At 72.6% G+C, this 17,387-nt stretch carries 15 protein-coding genes; 7 read left to right on the forward strand and 8 right to left on the reverse strand.

Going from position 1 to position 17,387, the window contains the following annotated elements; translation table 11 throughout:
- Positions 1 to 29 precede the first annotated feature (29 nt).
- From ACFCV8_RS17410 to ACFCV8_RS17420, 3 genes are all read left to right on the forward strand, one after another.
- Positions 30 to 782 (forward strand): TetR/AcrR family transcriptional regulator, encoded by a 753-nt coding sequence (locus ACFCV8_RS17410; RefSeq protein WP_376686211.1) that lies wholly within the window; start codon positions 30 to 32, stop codon positions 780 to 782.
- A 162-nt stretch (positions 783 to 944) separates the two neighbouring features.
- The gene (locus ACFCV8_RS17415) at positions 945 to 1,211 is read left to right on the forward strand and encodes a hypothetical protein (RefSeq protein WP_376686212.1); all 267 of its coding nucleotides are present in this window, start codon (positions 945 to 947) and stop codon (positions 1,209 to 1,211) included.
- 83 nt (positions 1,212 to 1,294) lie between these two features.
- Entirely contained in the window at positions 1,295 to 3,916 is a 2,622-nt protein-coding gene (locus tag ACFCV8_RS17420; protein ID WP_376686213.1) for a PQQ-binding-like beta-propeller repeat protein, read from the forward strand.
- 71 nt (positions 3,917 to 3,987) lie between these two features.
- On the opposite strand, the gene ACFCV8_RS17425 is transcribed toward ACFCV8_RS17420, so the two are convergent.
- On the reverse strand, positions 3,988 to 4,230 hold the full coding sequence (locus ACFCV8_RS17425; RefSeq protein ID WP_376686214.1) for a hypothetical protein: 243 nt from the start codon (positions 4,228 to 4,230) through the stop codon (positions 3,988 to 3,990).
- 358 nt (positions 4,231 to 4,588) lie between these two features.
- Here ACFCV8_RS17425 and ACFCV8_RS17430 point away from each other — a divergent pair, with 358 nt between their 5' ends.
- Positions 4,589 to 5,722, forward strand: a complete 1,134-nt coding sequence (locus ACFCV8_RS17430) for an NlpC/P60 family protein (RefSeq protein WP_376686215.1) — start codon at positions 4,589 to 4,591, stop codon at positions 5,720 to 5,722.
- Between the two features lie 367 nt (positions 5,723 to 6,089).
- On the opposite strand, the gene ACFCV8_RS17435 is transcribed toward ACFCV8_RS17430, so the two are convergent.
- The 6 genes from ACFCV8_RS17435 to ACFCV8_RS17460 form a co-directional block, all read right to left on the reverse strand.
- Entirely contained in the window at positions 6,090 to 6,749 is a 660-nt protein-coding gene (locus ACFCV8_RS17435) for a DUF6518 family protein (protein WP_376686216.1), read from the reverse strand.
- A gap of 932 nt (positions 6,750 to 7,681) precedes the next feature.
- A complete protein-coding gene (locus ACFCV8_RS17440) occupies positions 7,682 to 8,920 on the reverse strand; it encodes a styrene monooxygenase/indole monooxygenase family protein (RefSeq protein WP_376686217.1) in 1,239 nt (412 codons plus the stop codon).
- A 46-nt stretch (positions 8,921 to 8,966) separates the two neighbouring features.
- Positions 8,967 to 9,617 carry an ATP/GTP-binding protein gene (locus tag ACFCV8_RS17445; RefSeq protein WP_376686218.1) on the reverse strand — a complete coding sequence of 217 codons (651 nt, stop codon included), beginning with the start codon at positions 9,615 to 9,617 and terminating at the stop codon, positions 8,967 to 8,969.
- Positions 9,598 to 10,011: a DUF742 domain-containing protein gene (locus ACFCV8_RS17450; protein WP_376686219.1), complete on the reverse strand. Its 414-nt coding sequence runs from the start codon at positions 10,009 to 10,011 to the stop codon at positions 9,598 to 9,600. Before ACFCV8_RS17450 ends, ACFCV8_RS17445 begins: the two co-directional genes overlap by 20 nt.
- Positions 10,008 to 10,487: a roadblock/LC7 domain-containing protein gene (locus ACFCV8_RS17455; RefSeq protein ID WP_376686220.1), complete on the reverse strand. Its 480-nt coding sequence runs from the start codon at positions 10,485 to 10,487 to the stop codon at positions 10,008 to 10,010. Before ACFCV8_RS17455 ends, ACFCV8_RS17450 begins: the two co-directional genes overlap by 4 nt.
- On the reverse strand, positions 10,484 to 13,555 hold the full coding sequence (locus ACFCV8_RS17460) for a nitrate- and nitrite sensing domain-containing protein (RefSeq protein ID WP_376686224.1): 3,072 nt from the start codon (positions 13,553 to 13,555) through the stop codon (positions 10,484 to 10,486). Before ACFCV8_RS17460 ends, ACFCV8_RS17455 begins: the two co-directional genes overlap by 4 nt.
- A gap of 365 nt (positions 13,556 to 13,920) precedes the next feature.
- Between ACFCV8_RS17460 and ACFCV8_RS17465 the strand changes: the two genes are divergently transcribed.
- Positions 13,921 to 14,712: a hypothetical protein gene (locus tag ACFCV8_RS17465; protein ID WP_376686221.1), complete on the forward strand. Its 792-nt coding sequence runs from the start codon at positions 13,921 to 13,923 to the stop codon at positions 14,710 to 14,712.
- A gap of 44 nt (positions 14,713 to 14,756) precedes the next feature.
- On the opposite strand, the gene ACFCV8_RS17470 is transcribed toward ACFCV8_RS17465, so the two are convergent.
- On the reverse strand, positions 14,757 to 15,239 hold the full coding sequence (locus ACFCV8_RS17470) for a MarR family winged helix-turn-helix transcriptional regulator (protein ID WP_376686222.1): 483 nt from the start codon (positions 15,237 to 15,239) through the stop codon (positions 14,757 to 14,759).
- Between the two features lie 243 nt (positions 15,240 to 15,482).
- Here ACFCV8_RS17470 and ACFCV8_RS17475 point away from each other — a divergent pair, with 243 nt between their 5' ends.
- On the forward strand, positions 15,483 to 16,340 hold the full coding sequence (locus ACFCV8_RS17475; RefSeq protein WP_376686223.1) for a lysozyme: 858 nt from the start codon (positions 15,483 to 15,485) through the stop codon (positions 16,338 to 16,340).
- Between the two features lie 247 nt (positions 16,341 to 16,587).
- Positions 16,588 to 17,346, forward strand: coding sequence for a polysaccharide deacetylase family protein (locus ACFCV8_RS17480; RefSeq protein ID WP_376686225.1), 759 nt, complete (start codon positions 16,588 to 16,590; stop codon positions 17,344 to 17,346).
- Positions 17,347 to 17,387 lie beyond the last annotated feature (41 nt).

Raw genomic sequence — 17,387 nt, forward strand, 5'->3', positions numbered from 1 at the left:
GTCCCGGTCAGCGTCGTAGGCTTCGGTCCATGACCCCTGCCGCCGCCGCGTCGCCGGCCCGTGCGTACCGAAGGCTCAGTGTCGAGGAGCGCCGCGCCCAGCTGCTCGGCGCGGCCCTCACCCTCTTCGCCCACCGGGCCCCCGACGAGGTCTCGCTCGACGAGGTCGCGAGCGTCGCCGGGGTGTCCCGCCCGCTCGTCTACCGCTACTTCCCGGGCGGGCGGCAGCAGTTGTACGAGGCGGCGCTGCGCTCGGCCGCCGAGGAACTGGTCCTGTGCTTCGCCGAGCCGCCGGCGGGGCCGCCGACCGAGCGGGTGGCGCGGGTGCTGGACCGCTATCTCGCCTTCGTGGACGAGCACGACACGGGGTTCAGCGCGCTGCTGCGCGGCGGCAGCGTCGTGGAGACCTCGCGCACGTCGGCGATCGTGGACGAGGTGCGGCGGGCGGCCGCCGAGGAGATCCTGCGCCATCTGGGCGAGCGGTCCGAGCCGGGTCCGCGGCTGCGGATGATGGTGCGGACCTGGATCGCGGCGGTCGAGGCGGCGTCCCTGATCTGGCTGGACGAGGGGAAGCGGCCCGCCCCGGACGAGCTGCGGGACTGGCTGATCGACCAGCTGATGGTGCTGCTGGCCGTGACCGCGTCGAGCGACGCGCAGACCGCGGAGGTGGTGGCGGCGCTGCTGCCGCTGGAGCGGGCCGACGGTCCGGCGGGCCGTCTGGCCGGGCGGCTGGTCCCGGTGCTCGGCGGGGCGGACCACCTGCTGCCCGGGTCCGGCCGGTGACCGGCCGGACCGGCTGACCGGTCGAGACGGCCGACCGGCCGGGCCGTCCGCCGTCCGGGACCGGCAGACGGGCAGACCGGCCGACGGGCAGGCGGGCCGCCCGCTTCCGGACTCGGCGGGCCGACCGCGGCCGCGTGCGGGCCCATCGGTCAGACTGGGGCGGTGCGAAGCGAGAACACCGCCTTCACCGGCGGCCCCCTGGACGGCCGGGTGCTGCCCGTGCTGGTCGGCCCGACCGGCCACCCGCCCAAGTGGTACGAGGTCCCGGTGCCGTCCGCCGACGGCGGGCCCGCCACGGTGTACGCGTACCGCAGGGTCCCGGCCGGTCACACCAGGCGGCTGGGCATCCAGCGCGGCTGGGTGTACGAGTACGCCCCCGAGGGCCGGGTGCGGCACGCTCCCAAGTGGCCCTGGTCCAGGCCCACCTGACGGGCCCGGTCGCGGGCACGGGCGTCGCGACCCCCTAGGATCGACGCTCTGGTGCCCAGGGACGGTCAGCGAGGGGGTGCGCCATGGAGGCGCTGCGTCAGGACGATCCACGCCGCTTCGGCCCGTACACCGTGCTCGCGCGGTTGCGCGAGACCGCGGGCAGTGTGCTGTACCTCGCGCGCGCGGCGGCTTCGGACGACGCGGTGGTGGTCGCCGCGGCCCGTACCGGACTCGCCTCGCTGCCCGCCTTCCGGCGCCGTTTCCAGGCGGAGGCCCGTACCGCGGAGCGGCTGGCCGGGCGCTGGGTCCAGCCGTCGCCGGACGGCCCGGGCGGCGAGGGCGACGAGTTGCAGTGGACGGCCGCCCCGTATCTGCCGGCGCTGACCCTGGCGGAGGTCATCGGTACGGCCGGGCCGCTGCCCGAGCGGGCCGTACGGGTCCTGGGCGCGGGGCTCGCCGAGACCCTGGCGCGGGTGCACGCCACCGGGGCGGTGCTCCAGGGGCTGGCCCCGCACACGGTGCTGCTGGCCGGGGACGGGCCCCGGCTCGTGGCGTTCGGCCCGCTGGGCGCGGCGGCCGACGCGGAGGCACGGCCGGGCGGCCAGCTGTCGGTACGGCTCGGCTATCTGACGCCGGAGCAGGTGGCGGGCGAGGAGCCCGGACCGGCCTCGGACCTCTTCGTGCTGGGCCTGCTGCTCGCGTACGCGGCGACCGGGACAACTCCGCTCGCCGCGGGACCGGCCGCCGAGGGCGCCGAACGGATCGCGCGTACGGCCGCCGAACTGGGCGCGGTTCCCGAGGAGTTGCGCGGCCTGGTCGGCCGCTGCCTGGAGAAGGACCCGGCCGCCCGGCCGAGCGCCGACGAGGTCGCCGCGGAGCTGGCCCCCGAGGGCGCGGCGGGGCTGGCGGAGGGCGGCTGGCTGCCGGAGTCGGTGGCGGCCGCGGTGGCGGAGCAGGGGGTGCGCGTACGGGAGGTGGTCACGGCCGGTGAGCCGTTCGAGGCGCCGGAGGTGCCGGAGGCGGCCGTGCCCGCCGGGGTACCGGAGGCCGCGGAGGCGCCCGTGCCCGCCGCGATGCCGCCCGCGGACACCCGGACCGCCCAGCTCGGCGACATCGCGCGCCGGGCCCCGGCGGCGGACCGGCCCACGACCCAGCTGGCCGTCCCGCACGAACTGACCGGCCGCCCCGCCCTGCCGCCGTCCCCGGGGTCCGGACCGGCGCTGCCCGCCGGGCTCTCCCCCGTACCGCCCGTACCGCCCGTGACGCCGGGCACCACCGCGCTGCCCGCCGTGCCCGCGCAACCGGTCGCCGCGGACCCGCGGCCGCTGCCGGTCCCCCTCGGCCACCCGGCCGCCACGACCACGGCTTCCCCCGCCACCACCACCGTTGGGCGGCGGAGCCTGTTCATCGGGCTCGCCGCCGGGGCCGCCGGGCTGCTCGTCGGCGGGGGCGGCGCGCTCGCGCTGACCGGCGGCGACGGCGGGAGCACCGACGACGGCGCCGGGCCCTCGCCGAGCCACGGCGGCCCGGCCGTCGCGGGCCTGCCGCCGCAGCCGCGCTGGGTGTACACGCATCCGGCGGCGGACGCGGCGTCGCTCGCCGCCACCGTCTGGAACGAGCGGCTGCTGGTGCTGACCGGCCGGACCGGCGCGACCGCCGTCGATCTGCGGACCGGACGCCGGGTCTGGGAGAACAAGGAAGCCGTCGGCGGCCGGGCCGTACCGGACGCCGGGCAGGACTTCTGCTTCGTGGCGACCCCGTCCGCGTTCCTCTGGCTGTCGCCGAAGGACGGGAAGACCGTGCACCGGGCGGCCCTGGCCGACCTCTCCCCCGGGACGCCGACGCTCGCCGGCCCGTCGGTCGTCGGCGCGTCGGGCACGGAACTCTGGTTCACCGCCACGGAGACCGTCACGGTCAAGGCCCCGCCGCCGAAGAAGGGCAAGAAGCGCGGCAAGGACCAGCAGGTCGTCAAGGCGTACCTGTTCGGCTACGACCTCGCCCGCCGCACCCAGCTGTGGCGGACCCCGGTACCCGCCGGGCGCGGCGCCGCCACCCCCGTCCACCAGCTCGTCGCGGTCCGCAAGGACGGCGTGGTGGTGCGCCAGACCGCCGCCACGCTCGCCCCCGGCCAGGTCAAGGCCGCCAAGGGCAAGGCGGTCTTCCGGAGCTACGAGCGGAGGACCGGGAAACCGCAGTGGGGCCGGGCGTTCGGCTCGGTCGTACCGGACGCGGCGGCCGCGGGCGACGACCGGGGGCTGCTGTACGCGGCGGTGGGCGACGCCCTCCAGGCGTTCGAGACCCCGGACGGCAAGCCGAAGTGGACGCTGAACGGCACCGGCGGGGCCCCGTTCGGCACCCCCGTGGTCGCCGGGACGGTGCTGCACACCACCAGCCGCAACCAGGAGGTCGGCGCCGTCGAGCGGGAGACCGGGCGGCTGCGCTGGCGGCGCTCGACGGAGGCGGCCATCGGCACCGCGGCCCCCGCCGTCACCCTCAGCGCGGGCGGCGGGACGCTGCTGGCCGCGGACGCCTCCCAGGTCACCGCGTTCGCCTCGGCGGACGGGCGACGGCTGTGGAAGTTCCAGGACATCGGCGCCCAGGATCCCAAGGGCCCCACGGTGACCGCCCCGTACCGGGTGCTTCCCGCCGCCCGCACGGCCGTGGTCCAGCGCGGCCACGTCTTCTACGCCTTCCCGGTCGACTGAGAACCAGTCCCGGTCGCGGACGCACGCGCGACGCGACCGGGACGGCGGACCGCACCGGCCGGAACCGTACGTCACCCCATGGGCGGGTGCCATCCGATCACGTCGCTCGTTCCGGACAGGGCGTATGTGCCGACGACCACGGTGGACAGAAACCTTTCGGAGGACGCCCGAATCGGCCCGGAAGGCTTGGAGCCGAACAGCAGTACCGCCGCGCACCAACGTAACGGCCAGCATGCGATCGGCCCGCCCTCGGCGACCTTCCTCACCATCTCGGCCGCACACACCTCGGCATTCTCACCGCCCTGCACGGCCACGTCGCGCTCCCCTCACCGACACGAGGCGCAGGGCGGCAAACGCCTCTGCCGAACCCCGGACACCCGACGCCGGAGGCATGGCCGCCACCTCTGAAAAGTTCCGAAACCGGGGATGACACAGCCTCGTCCACCCCCGCGCCCCGCCCTCCGCTCCTTCGCCGCCCCCCCCTGGACCACTCCACCCCTGCAGGCCGCTGGACCACCGCACTTGAGCTGTCCCGCCCCACGGCCTTCCGGGCGAATCCGCCCGCCGCCACGCGCCACGGTTCTTGCATCCCCCGACATCGAGTGACCGTATTGTCTCGTTGCGCTCAGTTATGGGGTAGTCCCATGATCGCCCCGTTGCCGGAGGTGTGTCATGCCAGGTGGAGTCTCCCGTACGGTCTGTGCCGCGGCCCTGGCCGCGGTCGTCCTCGCACCGGCGGCCGTCGCCGCCCCCGTGCCGGTCGCCCCGAAAAGCAAGAGTGTCGCCCAACTACTCTCAGAACTACGGCAGTTGTACCAGCAGGCCGAGGAGGCCGCCGAGGCGTACAACGGGACCGTGGCGGAGCTGAAGCAGCGCAAGGCGCAGGTGAAGAAGCTCGACGCCGCGCTCGTCACCGCCCGGACCGCGCTGGCCGACAGCCGCGACGCGGTGGGGCGGCTGGCCCGGGAGCAGTACCAGGGCCGGTCCGACTTCTCCGCGTATCTGCAACTGCTGATGTCCCGGAACCCCGAGGGCCTCCTGGACCAGGAGCATCTGATCCGGCGCGCGGCGGCCGTGCGGACGGCGGCCGTGCAGCGGCTCACCGGCGTCGAGAAGCGCGCCGACCGGCTGGCCGCCGAGTCCCGCGCGGCGCTGGACCGGCAGCAGACGCTGGTGTCGACGCGGAAGAAGCAGCGGGACGCGGTCCGGTCCCGGCTCAAGGACGTCGAGACGATGCTGGCCTCGCTCTCCGGCAGCCAGCTCGGCGCACTGTCCCGGCTGGAGCAGCGCGAGACGACGCAGGCACAGCACGCCCTGGCCGCCTCGGGCGCGCTCTCATCCACCGGGCGGCCGTCCGCGGCGGGCCGCCGCGCGGTGGCATACGCGATCAAGCAGATCGGCAAGCCGTACGTATGGGGCGCACAGGGCCCGAACTCCTTCGACTGCTCGGGGCTCACCTCGCGGGCCTGGGCGAAGGCGGGTCGGCCCATCCCGAGGACCTCGCAGGAACAGTGGCGACAGTTGCGGAAGGTCCCGGTGAACGCGCTGCGCCCGGGGGACCTGGTGATCTACTTCCCGAAGGCCACTCATGTGGCGCTGTACCTCGGCAAGGGACTGGTGGTGCAGGCGCCCCGGCCGGGCTCGCGGGTGAAGGTGTCACCGATGGGATCGAACCCGCTGCTGGGCGCGGTACGCCCCGACCCGGGCGGCGCCCCGCTGTCCAAGTACCGGCCGCCGAGGCTCCCCTCGGGCGCCTCCTCGGGCTCGCACACGGGATACGGCTCCTCGTCGGCCCCGAGACGCTGAGGCGCTGAGGCCGCCGGAACGTCGGAGCGTCGGAACGGCGGCGGGGCCAGGGCCGGGCCCGGTCCTCGCGTACCCGGTCGGTCGCGAAGGCGGCGACCGTCTCCGCCTGCGGAAAACCGCTCGGCAGGAGGACCGGCGCGCGCCGCACGGGATCCGGCAGCGGACGCACCGTCAGGGAGCAGCCGGTTTCCTCGCCCATCACGACAAGCCGGGACCTCGTAGCCGATGTGGTGCGCCGCCACGGCGCCGAGCCGTCCGCCCAGGAGTACCTTGCGCGGCTCCAGGATCCTGGGCGAGAGAAGCCGGGGTGACACCGGGACGGCTTCGGGCGCCCGCGCTGCTGCCACTCCCCGTCGCCCATGCACTCTCAGCCGAGGAGCGTCGTCAGGATCAGTTCGTAGAAGACGAGGTAGGCCAGTAGGGAAAAGGGAATGGCGGTCAGGAGGGTCAGCGCGCGTTCTCTGTGGGTGCGGCCCATGAGCAGGGGCACAAGAACCAGAACGGCGAGGCAGGCCCATGCCTGGGAGGCGTAGTGCAGAACCCAGGCGTAGTGGATGGCTTCCGTGCCGAAAACGCCCGCCAGGGCGGCAAGGCCGATGATGCGGTGACGTGGGCTGATGCCTCGCCACCCAAAGCCCGCCACCCCGAAGAGCGGGCCGGCGACGCACGCCATGCCGAGCCAGACGAGGGGAGCGAACAGAGAGCCCATGCCGTCGCGCGCGACCTCCGCATAGCCGTAGTAGCCGACGACAAGACCGGACTCGGCGAACAGGCCCGCAACGGCGGCCGCGGGCAAGCCGACCTTCCGGGCCAGCAGCGCGCCTGCGACGAACGCGGCGACGGACCAGACCGCACCGGAGTTGGCGATCTGGTTCCAGGCACCGGGAAGCCAGCCCTGGAGCAGATTGGTCAGGACGCCGAGAGAGACTCCTCCGGCGAATGCCGACGCCGTTGCGTGGGCCCAGGATCTTCCGCTCGTATCGGGCACTGAGGCAATGACCGGGGACGCGCTCATGGTGGTGCTCACTTCGTCTGTCGAGGGCTGTGCGGCTCACACCTCTTGGTGCACTGGTAAGGATGCGTGGCGCAAACGGCGCGTTCCCGTGACCTGCTCCACCACGACCCTGCCGGGATGCTGCATCGAGCGGGGAACCGAGTGCCAGGTTGCCCTCTGCAGTCGACGCGACGAGCAGCGGGTAGTGGAGAAAGAAGACGCGGTGGAAGATGCTCTACGAGTCGGCCGCGCGGGCCGACGAGGCGCTGTGCCCGAACGTGGAGGACCCGCACCCGCTGGGCAAGGGGGCAGGATCACCGCCAAGGGCGGGGCGACCCAGTGGCTTCACTGGCAGTCCGGCACCGCCCAGCTCCTGCCCCGCCCGATCGCGGGTCCGGATGCCCTCACGCACCGATGCCCTCTGCCGCCACTGGATGGCTCCGGGAGCTCTCGGCGCGGCGCCCGAAGGCCGTCCGCCAAAGACGGCCCGTTCTCCTCTTCCCTCCGGGCGCCACCCCCGCGCCCGCGGGGACAACCAGTCCTCAGCGGAGCAACTGCCGTCGCCTCTCGGACCACCCCCGCAGGCGCGGGGACAACGCCTGGGCAGCGGTCTTACGGCCAGCGGCTCCCGGACCACCCCCGCAGGCGCGGGGACAACCCTTTTTGACCTGGTGTTTTACTCGGGGAAGTGGCCATTCTCGTTTAGTTGCTTCTGGCTTACGCCAGCCGCAGCAGACGTGCGTGCCGATCTCAACGCCCTCTGAACGAGCGGACCTATCACACCACACACAGCATCAGATGGAACCATTGGACTGAGCGATCGTGTGCGGGCCGGCGTCACTCACCCGTGACGCTGTCAGGGCCGCCCCTCGGGGCCGGCGGCCGGGCCGCCTGTGGGCCGTCCGAGGGGGGCCACGGACGGCCCACGTTCACCAACGTTGACCGCTGCTTCGCAGGTCGGACGCCTACGCGGCGCCCGAGGCCTCGGCGAGGTAGGCGTTGGTCTTCTCCGGGTCGAAGAAGAAGTTCTCGAAGTCCGCCGGGTTGTTGAAGCCGTTGGCGAAGCGGTCGGCGACCGGCTGGAGCTGGCCGGCGGCGCCGATCAGGTTCAGCACGTGCTCCGGCGGTACGCCGAGCATGGCGTTGGTCCACTTCACGACGTGCTGGGCGGTGTCCCAGTAGCGGTCGAACGTGGCCTGCATCCACTCCTCGTCGAACTCGCGGTCGCCGTGCTCGACGATCGAGTCGAGGTAGGCGTTGGCGCACTTGGAGGCCGAGTTGGAGCCCTGGCCGGTGATCGGGTCGTTGGCGACGACGACGTCCGCGACGCCGAGCACCAGACCGCCGCCGGGCAGCCGGCCGATCGGCTTGCGGACGGTCGGGGCATAGCGGCCCGCCAGGGTGCCGTTGGCGTCGGTCAGTTCGACCTTGGTGGCGCGGGCGTACTCCCAGGGGAGGAACTTCTCCATCAGCGCCAGGGTCGTCTCCAGGTGCTCGGCGGGGTCCTTGATGCCCTGGAAGACGTCGACCGGGCCGCCCGGGACGCCTTCCCAGAAGAGGATGTCGGCGCGTCCGGAGTTGGTCAGGGTCGGCATCACGAAGAGTTCACCGACGCCGGGGACCAGGTTGCAGCGGACCGCGTCGAACTCGGGGTGCTCCGGGCGCGGGCCCATGCCGTGGACGTACGCGACGGCCAGGGCGCGCTGCGGGGCGTCGAACGGCGAACGGGAGGCGTCCCGGCCGAACATGGAGACCAGCTCGCCCTTGCCCGCGGAGACCAGCACCAGGTCGTAGGTGCGGGAGAAGTAGTCCAGGTCGGAGACGGCCGCGCCGTGGATGACGAGCTGCCCGCCGCGCTGGGCGAACGTCTCCATCCAGCCGGCCATCTTCACCCGCTGGTCGACGGACTGGGCGAAGCCGTCCAGCTTGCCGACCCAGTCGACGGCGCGTGAGGAGTCCGGCGCCGCGACCGAGACACCGAGGCCCTCGATGCGCGGGGCCTGGGACTCCCAGAAGTTGAGCTGGTAGTCCCGCTCGTACTGGAGTGCGGTGTGGAACATGCACTGCGTGGACATGACCCGGCCGGAGCGGATCTCGTCGGCGGTGCGGTTGGACATGAGGGTGACGTCGTACCCCTTGGACTGGAGTCCGAGGGCGAGCTGGAGGCCGGACTGACCTGCTCCGACTATGAGTATCTTCCGCATCGCGGTTCTCCGTGCTGGGTGTCTGGGAAGTCCAACGGGACGGCCCTTAGGCGGGGGTGGCGTCGAGGGCGTGGCCCACGAGGGCCAGCAGCGACTCGACGACGGTGATCCGGTTACGCGCGTCCATGATCACAACAGGCACGTGCGGCGGTATCGTCAGGGCCTCCCGTACGTCCTCGGCCTCGTACCCGGGCGTCCCCTCGAAGTGGTTGACGGCCACGACGTACGGCAGTCCGCAGCTCTCGAAGTAGTCGAGGGCGGGGAAGCAGTCGGCGAGCCGACGGGTGTCGGCCATCACGACCGCGCCGATCGCGCCGCGCACCAGGTCGTCCCACATGAACCAGAAGCGCTGCTGGCCCGGTGTGCCGAACACGTACAGCACCAGGTCGTCGTCGAGGGTGATCCGGCCGAAGTCCATCGCGACGGTGGTGGTGACCTTGTCGGGCGTCGCGGAGAGGTCGTCGGTCTCCTCGCTGGCCTGGGTCATCATCGCTTCGGTCTTCAGCGGGGTGATCTCGGAGACGGACCCGACGAAGGTCGTCTTGCCGACACCGAAGCCGCCCGCGACCACTATCTTCGTGGCGATGGGGGCACGGGTGCGGTCCAGCTGCCAGGCCTGCGGCGATTCCTCTGCCTGGTCCGCGACGCCCGGCCGACGCGGGGCGAAGAGCGGAGACTCAGAGACGGCGGAGTCCATTGAGCACCCTTTCGAGCAGTGCGCGGTCGGGCTGGCCGGTGCCGTGACCGGTCCCGTACACGCGGATCTTTCCTTGGTCGGCGAGGTCGCTGAGCAGCACCCGGACCACGCCGAGCGGCATCTTCAGCAGGGCCGAGATCTCCGCGACGGTACGCATCCGGCGGCAGATCTCGACGATCGCCTGGAGCTCCGGCATGACCCGGCCGGACAGATTGCCGTTGGTCAGCTCGCGGCGCTCCTCGGGGGCGTCGAGCGCGGCGACGAAGGTCTCGACGAGCAGGACGTGACCGAAGCGGGTACGGCCGCCGGTGAGAGAGTACGGGCGGACCCGTGCGGGCCTGCGGTCGCCCCCGCGTACGGGGAGCCTGGGCGCGGTTTCGGCAGCGGGCTTCACAGGGTGCTCTCCATCGATTTGCGCAGTTCACTGCGGAGTTCGGGGGTGAGTACATGTCCGGCCCGGCCGACGAAGAGCGCCATGTGGTACGCGATGACGCTCATGTCGCAGTCCGGGGTGGCGTGCACCCCGAGTAGTGAGCCGTCGCTGATCGACATAACGAAGACGCTGCCCTCGTCCATGGCGACCATCGTCTGCTTGACGCCGCCGCCGTCCATCAGTTTGGCGGCGCCGATGGTGAGGCTGCCGATGCCGGAGACGATGGTCGCCAGATCGGCGCTGGAGCCCTTGGGGCCGCCCTGGCCGCCGGTGTTCGTGGTGGCCAGGTGGCCGGGGTCGGAGGAGAGCAGCATCAGCCCGTCGGACGAGACGACGGTGACCGAGTGGACCCCTGGCACCTCCTCCACCAGATTGCTCAGCAACCACTGCAGGTTGCGGGCCTCGCTGCTCAGCCCGAATGTGCTCGGCGCAGTCAACTGCGTGCCTCCTCGACTGTGTCCCCCGTCTCATCCGTCTGGTCGGTCCTGCTGCCGCCCGGGCGGGCCGCGTCGCGGTGCTGCTCGGTGTGTACCGGGAGTCCTTCGGCGATCTCCGCCTCGACGTCCCGGCGGCCGTCCTTCGCGCCCTGGTGGAAGCCGCCGAGCCGACGGCGCAGCGCCTCCTTGTCCAGGCTCCCCTTGCGCTCGGTGGTGGCTGTCGTGGTGGGCTTGGTGATCCGGGGGGTGCGCTTGGGCAGCCCCTTGTCGGTGACGCGTGCGGCGGGCCCGGCCGGTGCGGCGGGCTCGACCGGTGCGGCGGGCTCGACCGGCGCGGCCTGGGGTGCCGGTGCGGCCTGGGCCGCGGGTGCCGCGGGTGCGGTTTCCGCCGCCGGCCCGGTGCGCTGTACCGGGATGCGGTCCTGGGCCCGGTCAGGGGTGCGCTCGTGGCGGTCGGGGCCGATGGCGTACGGGTCGGCCGCCTCGGGCCGCGGGGTGTCCGCGGGCTTCGGGACCACCGGGAGGCGGACCTGGAGGGTGACCTCGGACTCCGTCTCGACCGGGAGCCGGGGCTCCGCCTCCGCCGCCGCGGAAGCCGGAGCGGGGTCCGGGGCCTGGGCGGCGCCGGACGCGCGGATCGCCCGCTCGGCGGCGGCGATCAGCGGGTCCTCGGCGGGCCGGTCCCCGGCGGGCGGCTCCACGGCAGACGGCCGGACGGCGGACGGTTCCGCGACAGGCGACTGGGTGACGGGCTGCCGGACGGCGGACGGCTCCGCGACAGGCGACTGGGCGGCGGGCTGCCGTTCCTCGGAGGGCTGCTCGTCAAACGACGGCTTCGGCTCGTCGGACGACGGTGCGCGGGCGGGCAGCGCGTTGGAGTTCGCCTCGGCGACCGAACCCGGGAGGTTCAGCGTGGGGGCGTCGCCGGAGGTCTTCACCGGGGGCGGGGTCGCGGCCGACGGCGCCTTCGGCAACAGGGCCTGGGGCAGGACGACCACGGCGGTGAGCCCGCTGCCGGTGTGCTCGCGCAGTTCGACCCGTACGCCGTGGCGCGCCGCCAGCAGCGCGGTGACCTGGAGACCGAGCCCGGCCCGCTCCGCGTTCCGGTCGCCCACCTCGAAGAGCTTCGGGTCGGCCAGCCGGGCGTTCAGCTCCGCCATCCGTTCCGCGGGCATCCCGATACCGGTGTCCTGCACGGAGAGCATCACCTCGCCGCTCTCCAGCAGCCAGCCGGAGAGCTCGATGCGGGACTCCGGCGGCGAGAAGGCGGTGGCGTTCTCCAGGAGTTCGGCGATCAGGTGGCTCAGGTCGTCGGCGGCGAAACCGGCGATCTGGGCGTGCGGCGGCAGGGCCTGGATGACGACCCGCTCGTACCGTTCGATCTCGGAGACCGCGGCGCGTGCCACGTCGACCAGCGGGATCGGCCCCGCGTGGCCGTGGCCGTGCTCGGCGCCCGCGAGGACCAGCATGTTCTCGCTGTGCCTGCGCATGACGGTGGCCATGTGGTCCAGCTTGAAGAGGGTGGCCAGCCGCTCCGGGTCCTGCTCGCGGTCCTCCAGCCCCTCGATGACACCCAGCTGACGGTCGACCAGCCCAAGGGTGCGCAGCGACAGGTTGACGAAGGTGTGGTGGACGGTGTTCCTGAGCGTTTCCAGCTCGGCCGTGAGTTCGGCGGTGGCGGTCTGGAGTTCGGCGCGCTGGGTGGCGAGGGCCTCGCGCCCGGCGATGAGCTCGCCGCGTTCGCCCTCCAGGTTCTCGAAGCGGCCGTTGAACTCGGTCAGCAGGCCCCGGAGTCTGCCGTGCAGGCTGTTGAGGGACCGTACGGCCTGGGCGAACTCGTCGTTGCGGCCGGTGTAACGAATCGGTTCGGCGGTGTCGGGCTCCGCGGCGAGGCGGGCGGCGCCGATCCGCAGCACGGCGAGCGGCTGGGTGAGGGTGCGGGCCACGGCGGTGGAGACGCCGACGGCGATCAGCAGGCAGCCGCCGAGCAGCGCGATGCGCAGTTCGAGCGCGGTGACGTCGTCGTCGCGCAGCTGCTCCAGGCTGCCGGTCCGCTCGGTGCCGAGGGCCGATTCGACGCTGCGCATCCGGTCGATCCGCGCGGAGAGCGCCGCCTCGGCCTTCTTGCGGTTGGTGGACCGGTCGCTCTCCGAGAGCTCGGGGCGGTCGGTGAGGTTGTTGAGGTACTTCTCCGCGCTGGTGACCTCCGGTCCGGTGACCGTGGACGCCAGCTTCTCGCGGGCGGTGGCGCCGGCGGCCTGGTCGAAGTCGGCGAGCGCGCCGAGCTCGCGGACCCGGGACAGCTGGGCGGCGGCGCTCAGCTCGTCGCGGGTGCGGTCGTCCTTGCTGCTCGCACCGGGCTGGGTCTGGACCGGCAGCCCGGTCACCGGGTCGATCTGCGGGAGGACGTTCGCGCTGGGCACCGCGAGCGCGGCGAGCAGCAGCCCGCGGGTGGCCGAGGCCTGCTCGGTGGCTTGCGCGAGGGCGAGCGGGGCGCGGGTGGCCCCGGCGGCGCGCGGCGGGGTCTTCTCGGCCAGCTCCTCGGCGAGGTCCTGGAGCTTGGCGATGATCTCGGAGTACGCCTGGTGGGCCTCCAGCGCCGTGCCCTTGCCGCTGAGGGCTTCGCGGCGCAGGGAGGGGATGCCGGAGAGGTCGCGGCGGAGTGCGGTGGGGGCCGCCGTCCGGATCTCTTCGACCCGCTGGTCGACCCGGGCGCTGCGCGCCTCGTCCGCGCCGGTGGCCTCGCCGGGCTTCCCGTCGCGTCCGGCGGCGATCCTGACGGTGACGTCGTCCCGCTCGTCCGCCAGTGCGTGGGCGAGGGCGACGGCCTGCTGGTTCAGCTCGGCGAGGGTGACCAGCCGCTGCGACTCGTTCAGCACGGAGGAGGCGGTGAGGATCACGGGCGCGCCCGCCGCGATGACGGTGACCCCGACGACCGCGACTCCGGCGACCAGCCGGCTCCTCACCCGTACGGGCCGCCGGGTGCTCCCGCTCTCGGCGGGTACCGGTGACACCGCCCCGGAACCGTTCCGCTCATCGCCCTTGCTCCGAGGCCGCTTCTTCTGCACCGGTGCTCGCATTCTTGACTCGTCCGCCCTTGAAGCAGAGGTGACGCACGGTCACACGCAGCGAGCGTCCCTTCCCCTGGCACGGCTTCTGACCATTCCAGCGCTTTTGGGAGGGGGACACGCAACAACCACTCCGCCACCTGAAGGAGTGAACATCACTCCTGAGTTGGCGAACAAGTCTGCCCGGAGGGGCCCTCGACCACACCTGGTCCGCCAGGTGGAACTTCCGCGCAGGCTTTGGCAGGATGCCCGCCCGCACGCCCAACGGAGCCTCATCTTCCATTCCGTCACCGACCGTGAGCCGCAGGTTCAGGCCAATCACACGGGAGTGCGGGGTCGGTGAAGGCAGCGTGCAGACTGGCCGCATGCTCTTCGCACTGGCCACGGCCCCCGGCAGTCCCGAACGCCCGAACGAGGACTGGGCGGCCACCGCACTCCCCGCTTCCGGGCGGGGCGGGACACTGGTCCTTCTGGACGGGGTGACTCCGCCCCGGGGCGATGACGGTTGTGTGCATTCGGTCCCGTGGTTCACGGCCCGGCTGGGCGGCGCACTGATCGAACTGTCCGGTTCGCGGCAGGATCTGACCCTTCAGGAGATCCTCGCCCTGTCCATTCGACGCACCGCCGACACGCACCGTTCCCTGTGTGACCTTTCTCACGCACGTACCCCGCAGGCGACGGTCGTGATGGCGCGGTGGGACGAGCGAGAGATCGAACACCTGGTGCTGTCGGACTCCGCGCTGCTGCTCGGGATGCGCGACGGGAGCGTGCGCCCGGTGCTCGACGACCGGCTGGACCGGCTGCCGCCCGGCGCGCTGACCTCGGTGGAGTTCACCGACACCCGGCTGCGCAACCAGGAGGGCGGCTTCTTCACCGCGGCCGCCGACCCCGCCGTGGCGTCCCGCGCGGTCACCGGGCGCACCCCCCTCGACCAGGTGCGGACGCTCGCGGCGCTGACGGACGGGGCGTCCCGCTGGACGGAGCTGTTCCGCGAGGGCGACTGGGCGGACTGCCTGGGCGTGCTCGGCAAGGAGGGGCCGCAGTCGCTGATCGACCGGGTCAGGGCCCTGGAGGACGCGGACGCGGAGACGGGGCGCGTGCGGCTGGGCCGCGGCAAGACACACGACGACGCGACGGTGGTCCACGCGGTGCTGTGACGACGGCGGGCCGGGGCGGTCACCGCCGCCCCGCGCGCCGGTCCTCAGTTCTCCGCGCGGGCGTTCAAGTGGTGGAGCAGCCGGGCCAGTTCGGCCACCTCGGCACGGTCCCAGTCGGCGAGCTTGCGTACGTAGCGCTCGCGGCGGGCGTCGCGGACGCTGCGGTAGCGGTCCAGCCCTTCGGCGGTGAGGTGGACGAGGAAGGCGCGGCCGTCGGCCGGATCGGGCTCACGCGCCACCAGTCCGAGTGTTTCCAGGGCGCGGAGCTGACGGCTCATGGTCGCCTTGCCCACCCCGAAGTAGGCCGCGAGATCGGTGGCCCGCTGCGGCCCCGCCGACTCCAGCTGGACGAGCAGACCGTACGCGGCGGACTCGAGCTCGGGGTGGACCTCGCGCGCCATCTCCCCGGAATTGGCCCGCGCCCGGCGCAGAAAGACGGCCAACTCCCGCTCCAGCGCGAGGAATGCGTGGTCCACACCACTCCTTCCGGTCGCGCCCGGTTCACTACCGCTTTCGCTCCCGTGCACGTCAACACCCCTCGTGAGCTTTCCGGCCGTTGAAAATTTCTTTCACCGCAGGTCATCACCGCAGCTTGCGCCAGTATTTCGCAGGAGTAGACCAACGGCGGCGCCCGGACCCTCTTCCGCAGCACGGGTCTACGTGCGTAGCGTCATGCCTGGCATGTTCACACCATTACATGCCGTCAGGGGGGTGTGCCCCACGCCCCCTGGATCAGCGCGTCCCCCCACCACGTCCTCGGAGGCACTCCCATGCCGGTGCTCAGATCCACTGCCAAGACCTCCCGCCGCTCCCGCATCGCGGCGGCCGGGACCCTGCTCGCGGCACTCTCCCTCATGCTCACCCTGCCGGGCGCCGCCAACGCCGCCGGCACCGACGCCGCGGCCGCGGCCGCGAAGAAGCCCGCCAGGGGTACGGCCACGATGGGGATGGGCGTCATGGCCCACGACGGCGAGGCCGGACTCCCCCGCGACACCCGCGCCGTCCAGACCGAGGGCGTGGACGTCGCCAGCTACCAGGGCAACGTCGCCTGGTCGACGCTCTGGGGCAGCGGCGTGAAGTGGGCCTACACGAAGGCCACCGAGGGCACGTACTACACGAACCCCTACTTCGCACAGCAGTACAACGGCTCCTACAACGTGGGCATGATCCGGGGCTCGTACCACTTCGCGACCCCGAACACCACGAGCGGCGCCACCCAGGCCAACTACTTCGTGGACCACGGCGGCGGCTGGTCCCGCGACGGCAAGACGCTGCCCGGAGTGCTCGACATCGAGTGGAACCCGTACGGCGCCCAGTGCTACGGCCTGAGCCAGGCGGGCATGGTCAGCTGGATCCGCGACTTCGTGAACACGTACAAGGCGCGCACCGGCCGCGACGCGGTCATCTACACCGCGACCAGCTGGTGGAAGGACTGCACCGGCAACAACGCGAGCTTCGGCGCCACCAACCCGCTGTGGGTCGCCCGGTACGCCAGTGATGTCGGCGAGCTCCCGGCCGGCTGGGGCTTCTACACGATGTGGCAGTACACCTCGTCCGGCCCCTACGTCGGCGACCACAACCGCTTCAACGGTGCCCTCGACCGCGTGCAGGCCCTCGCCAACGGCTGAGCCGACCCCCGCACGCGCACCCTCCCCGCGTACGCCGCAGTGCCCCGGTGCCCCGCCGGGGCACTGCGGCGTTCCACGCCCCGCGCTTCGGGCCCCACGCCTCCGACCAGGGATTCCGTCCCCCCGGAACGGTGACCGACCCCGCCACTTCTTGACGTATACACGCTGTGTATAGTCCTCCTCCGGCGCACCCGGCACATCGCGCCCGCGCATCTGTTCAGCCACGGAGGAGTGACCCGCCTTGCCCATGAAGACGAAGTCGATCGGTAAGGGGTTGACCGCAGCCCTGGTGACGGCGCTCACGCTGACCCTGGGCGGCTGCGCGATGCAGACCACGGCACCGGCCTCGGCGCGCGCCGACGCGGGCTCCGACGCGAAGGGCTCCTTCGGCCCGGTGGACTGCCGCAAGGCCAAGTGCATCGCGCTGACCTTCGACGCCGGGCCGGGCGAGGACACCCCGCGACTGCTGGACATCCTCAAGGAGAAGAAGGTGCACGCGACCTTCTTCCTGCTGGGCAAGAACCACGTCAAGAAGCACCCCGACACCGTGCGCCGGATCGCCGCCGAGGGCCATGAGGTGGCCAACCACACCTGGACGCACAAAATCCTCACGGACCGCGACCCGGCCGACATACGCGCCGAGCTGAAGAAGACGCAGGACGCGATAACGGAGATAACCGGCAAGCAGCCGCGGCTGATGCGCCCGCCGCAGGGCCGCACCGACGACATCGTCTCGGACGTCAGCAAGGACCTGGGCCTCTCCCAGATCCTGTGGAGCGCCACCGCCAAGGACTACTCCTCGACCGACTCCGCGCTGATCAAGAAGCGGATAGTCGACCAGGCGAGCAAGGACGGCGTCATCCTGCTGCACGACATCTACAAGGGCACGGTGCCCGCGGTGCCGGGCATCATCGACACGTTGCAGAAGCGGGGCTACACCTTCGTGACGGTGCCGCAGCTGATGGCGCCCGCCGAGCCGGTCCCGGGCACCATCTACCGCCCCTGATCCATTTTTGTTTTTGACGGCACGACCCCCGGCGCACCGGC

The sequence above is a fragment of the Streptomyces sp. NPDC056347 genome (assembly GCF_042262625.1).
GTDB lineage: Bacteria > Actinomycetota > Actinomycetes > Streptomycetales > Streptomycetaceae > Streptomyces.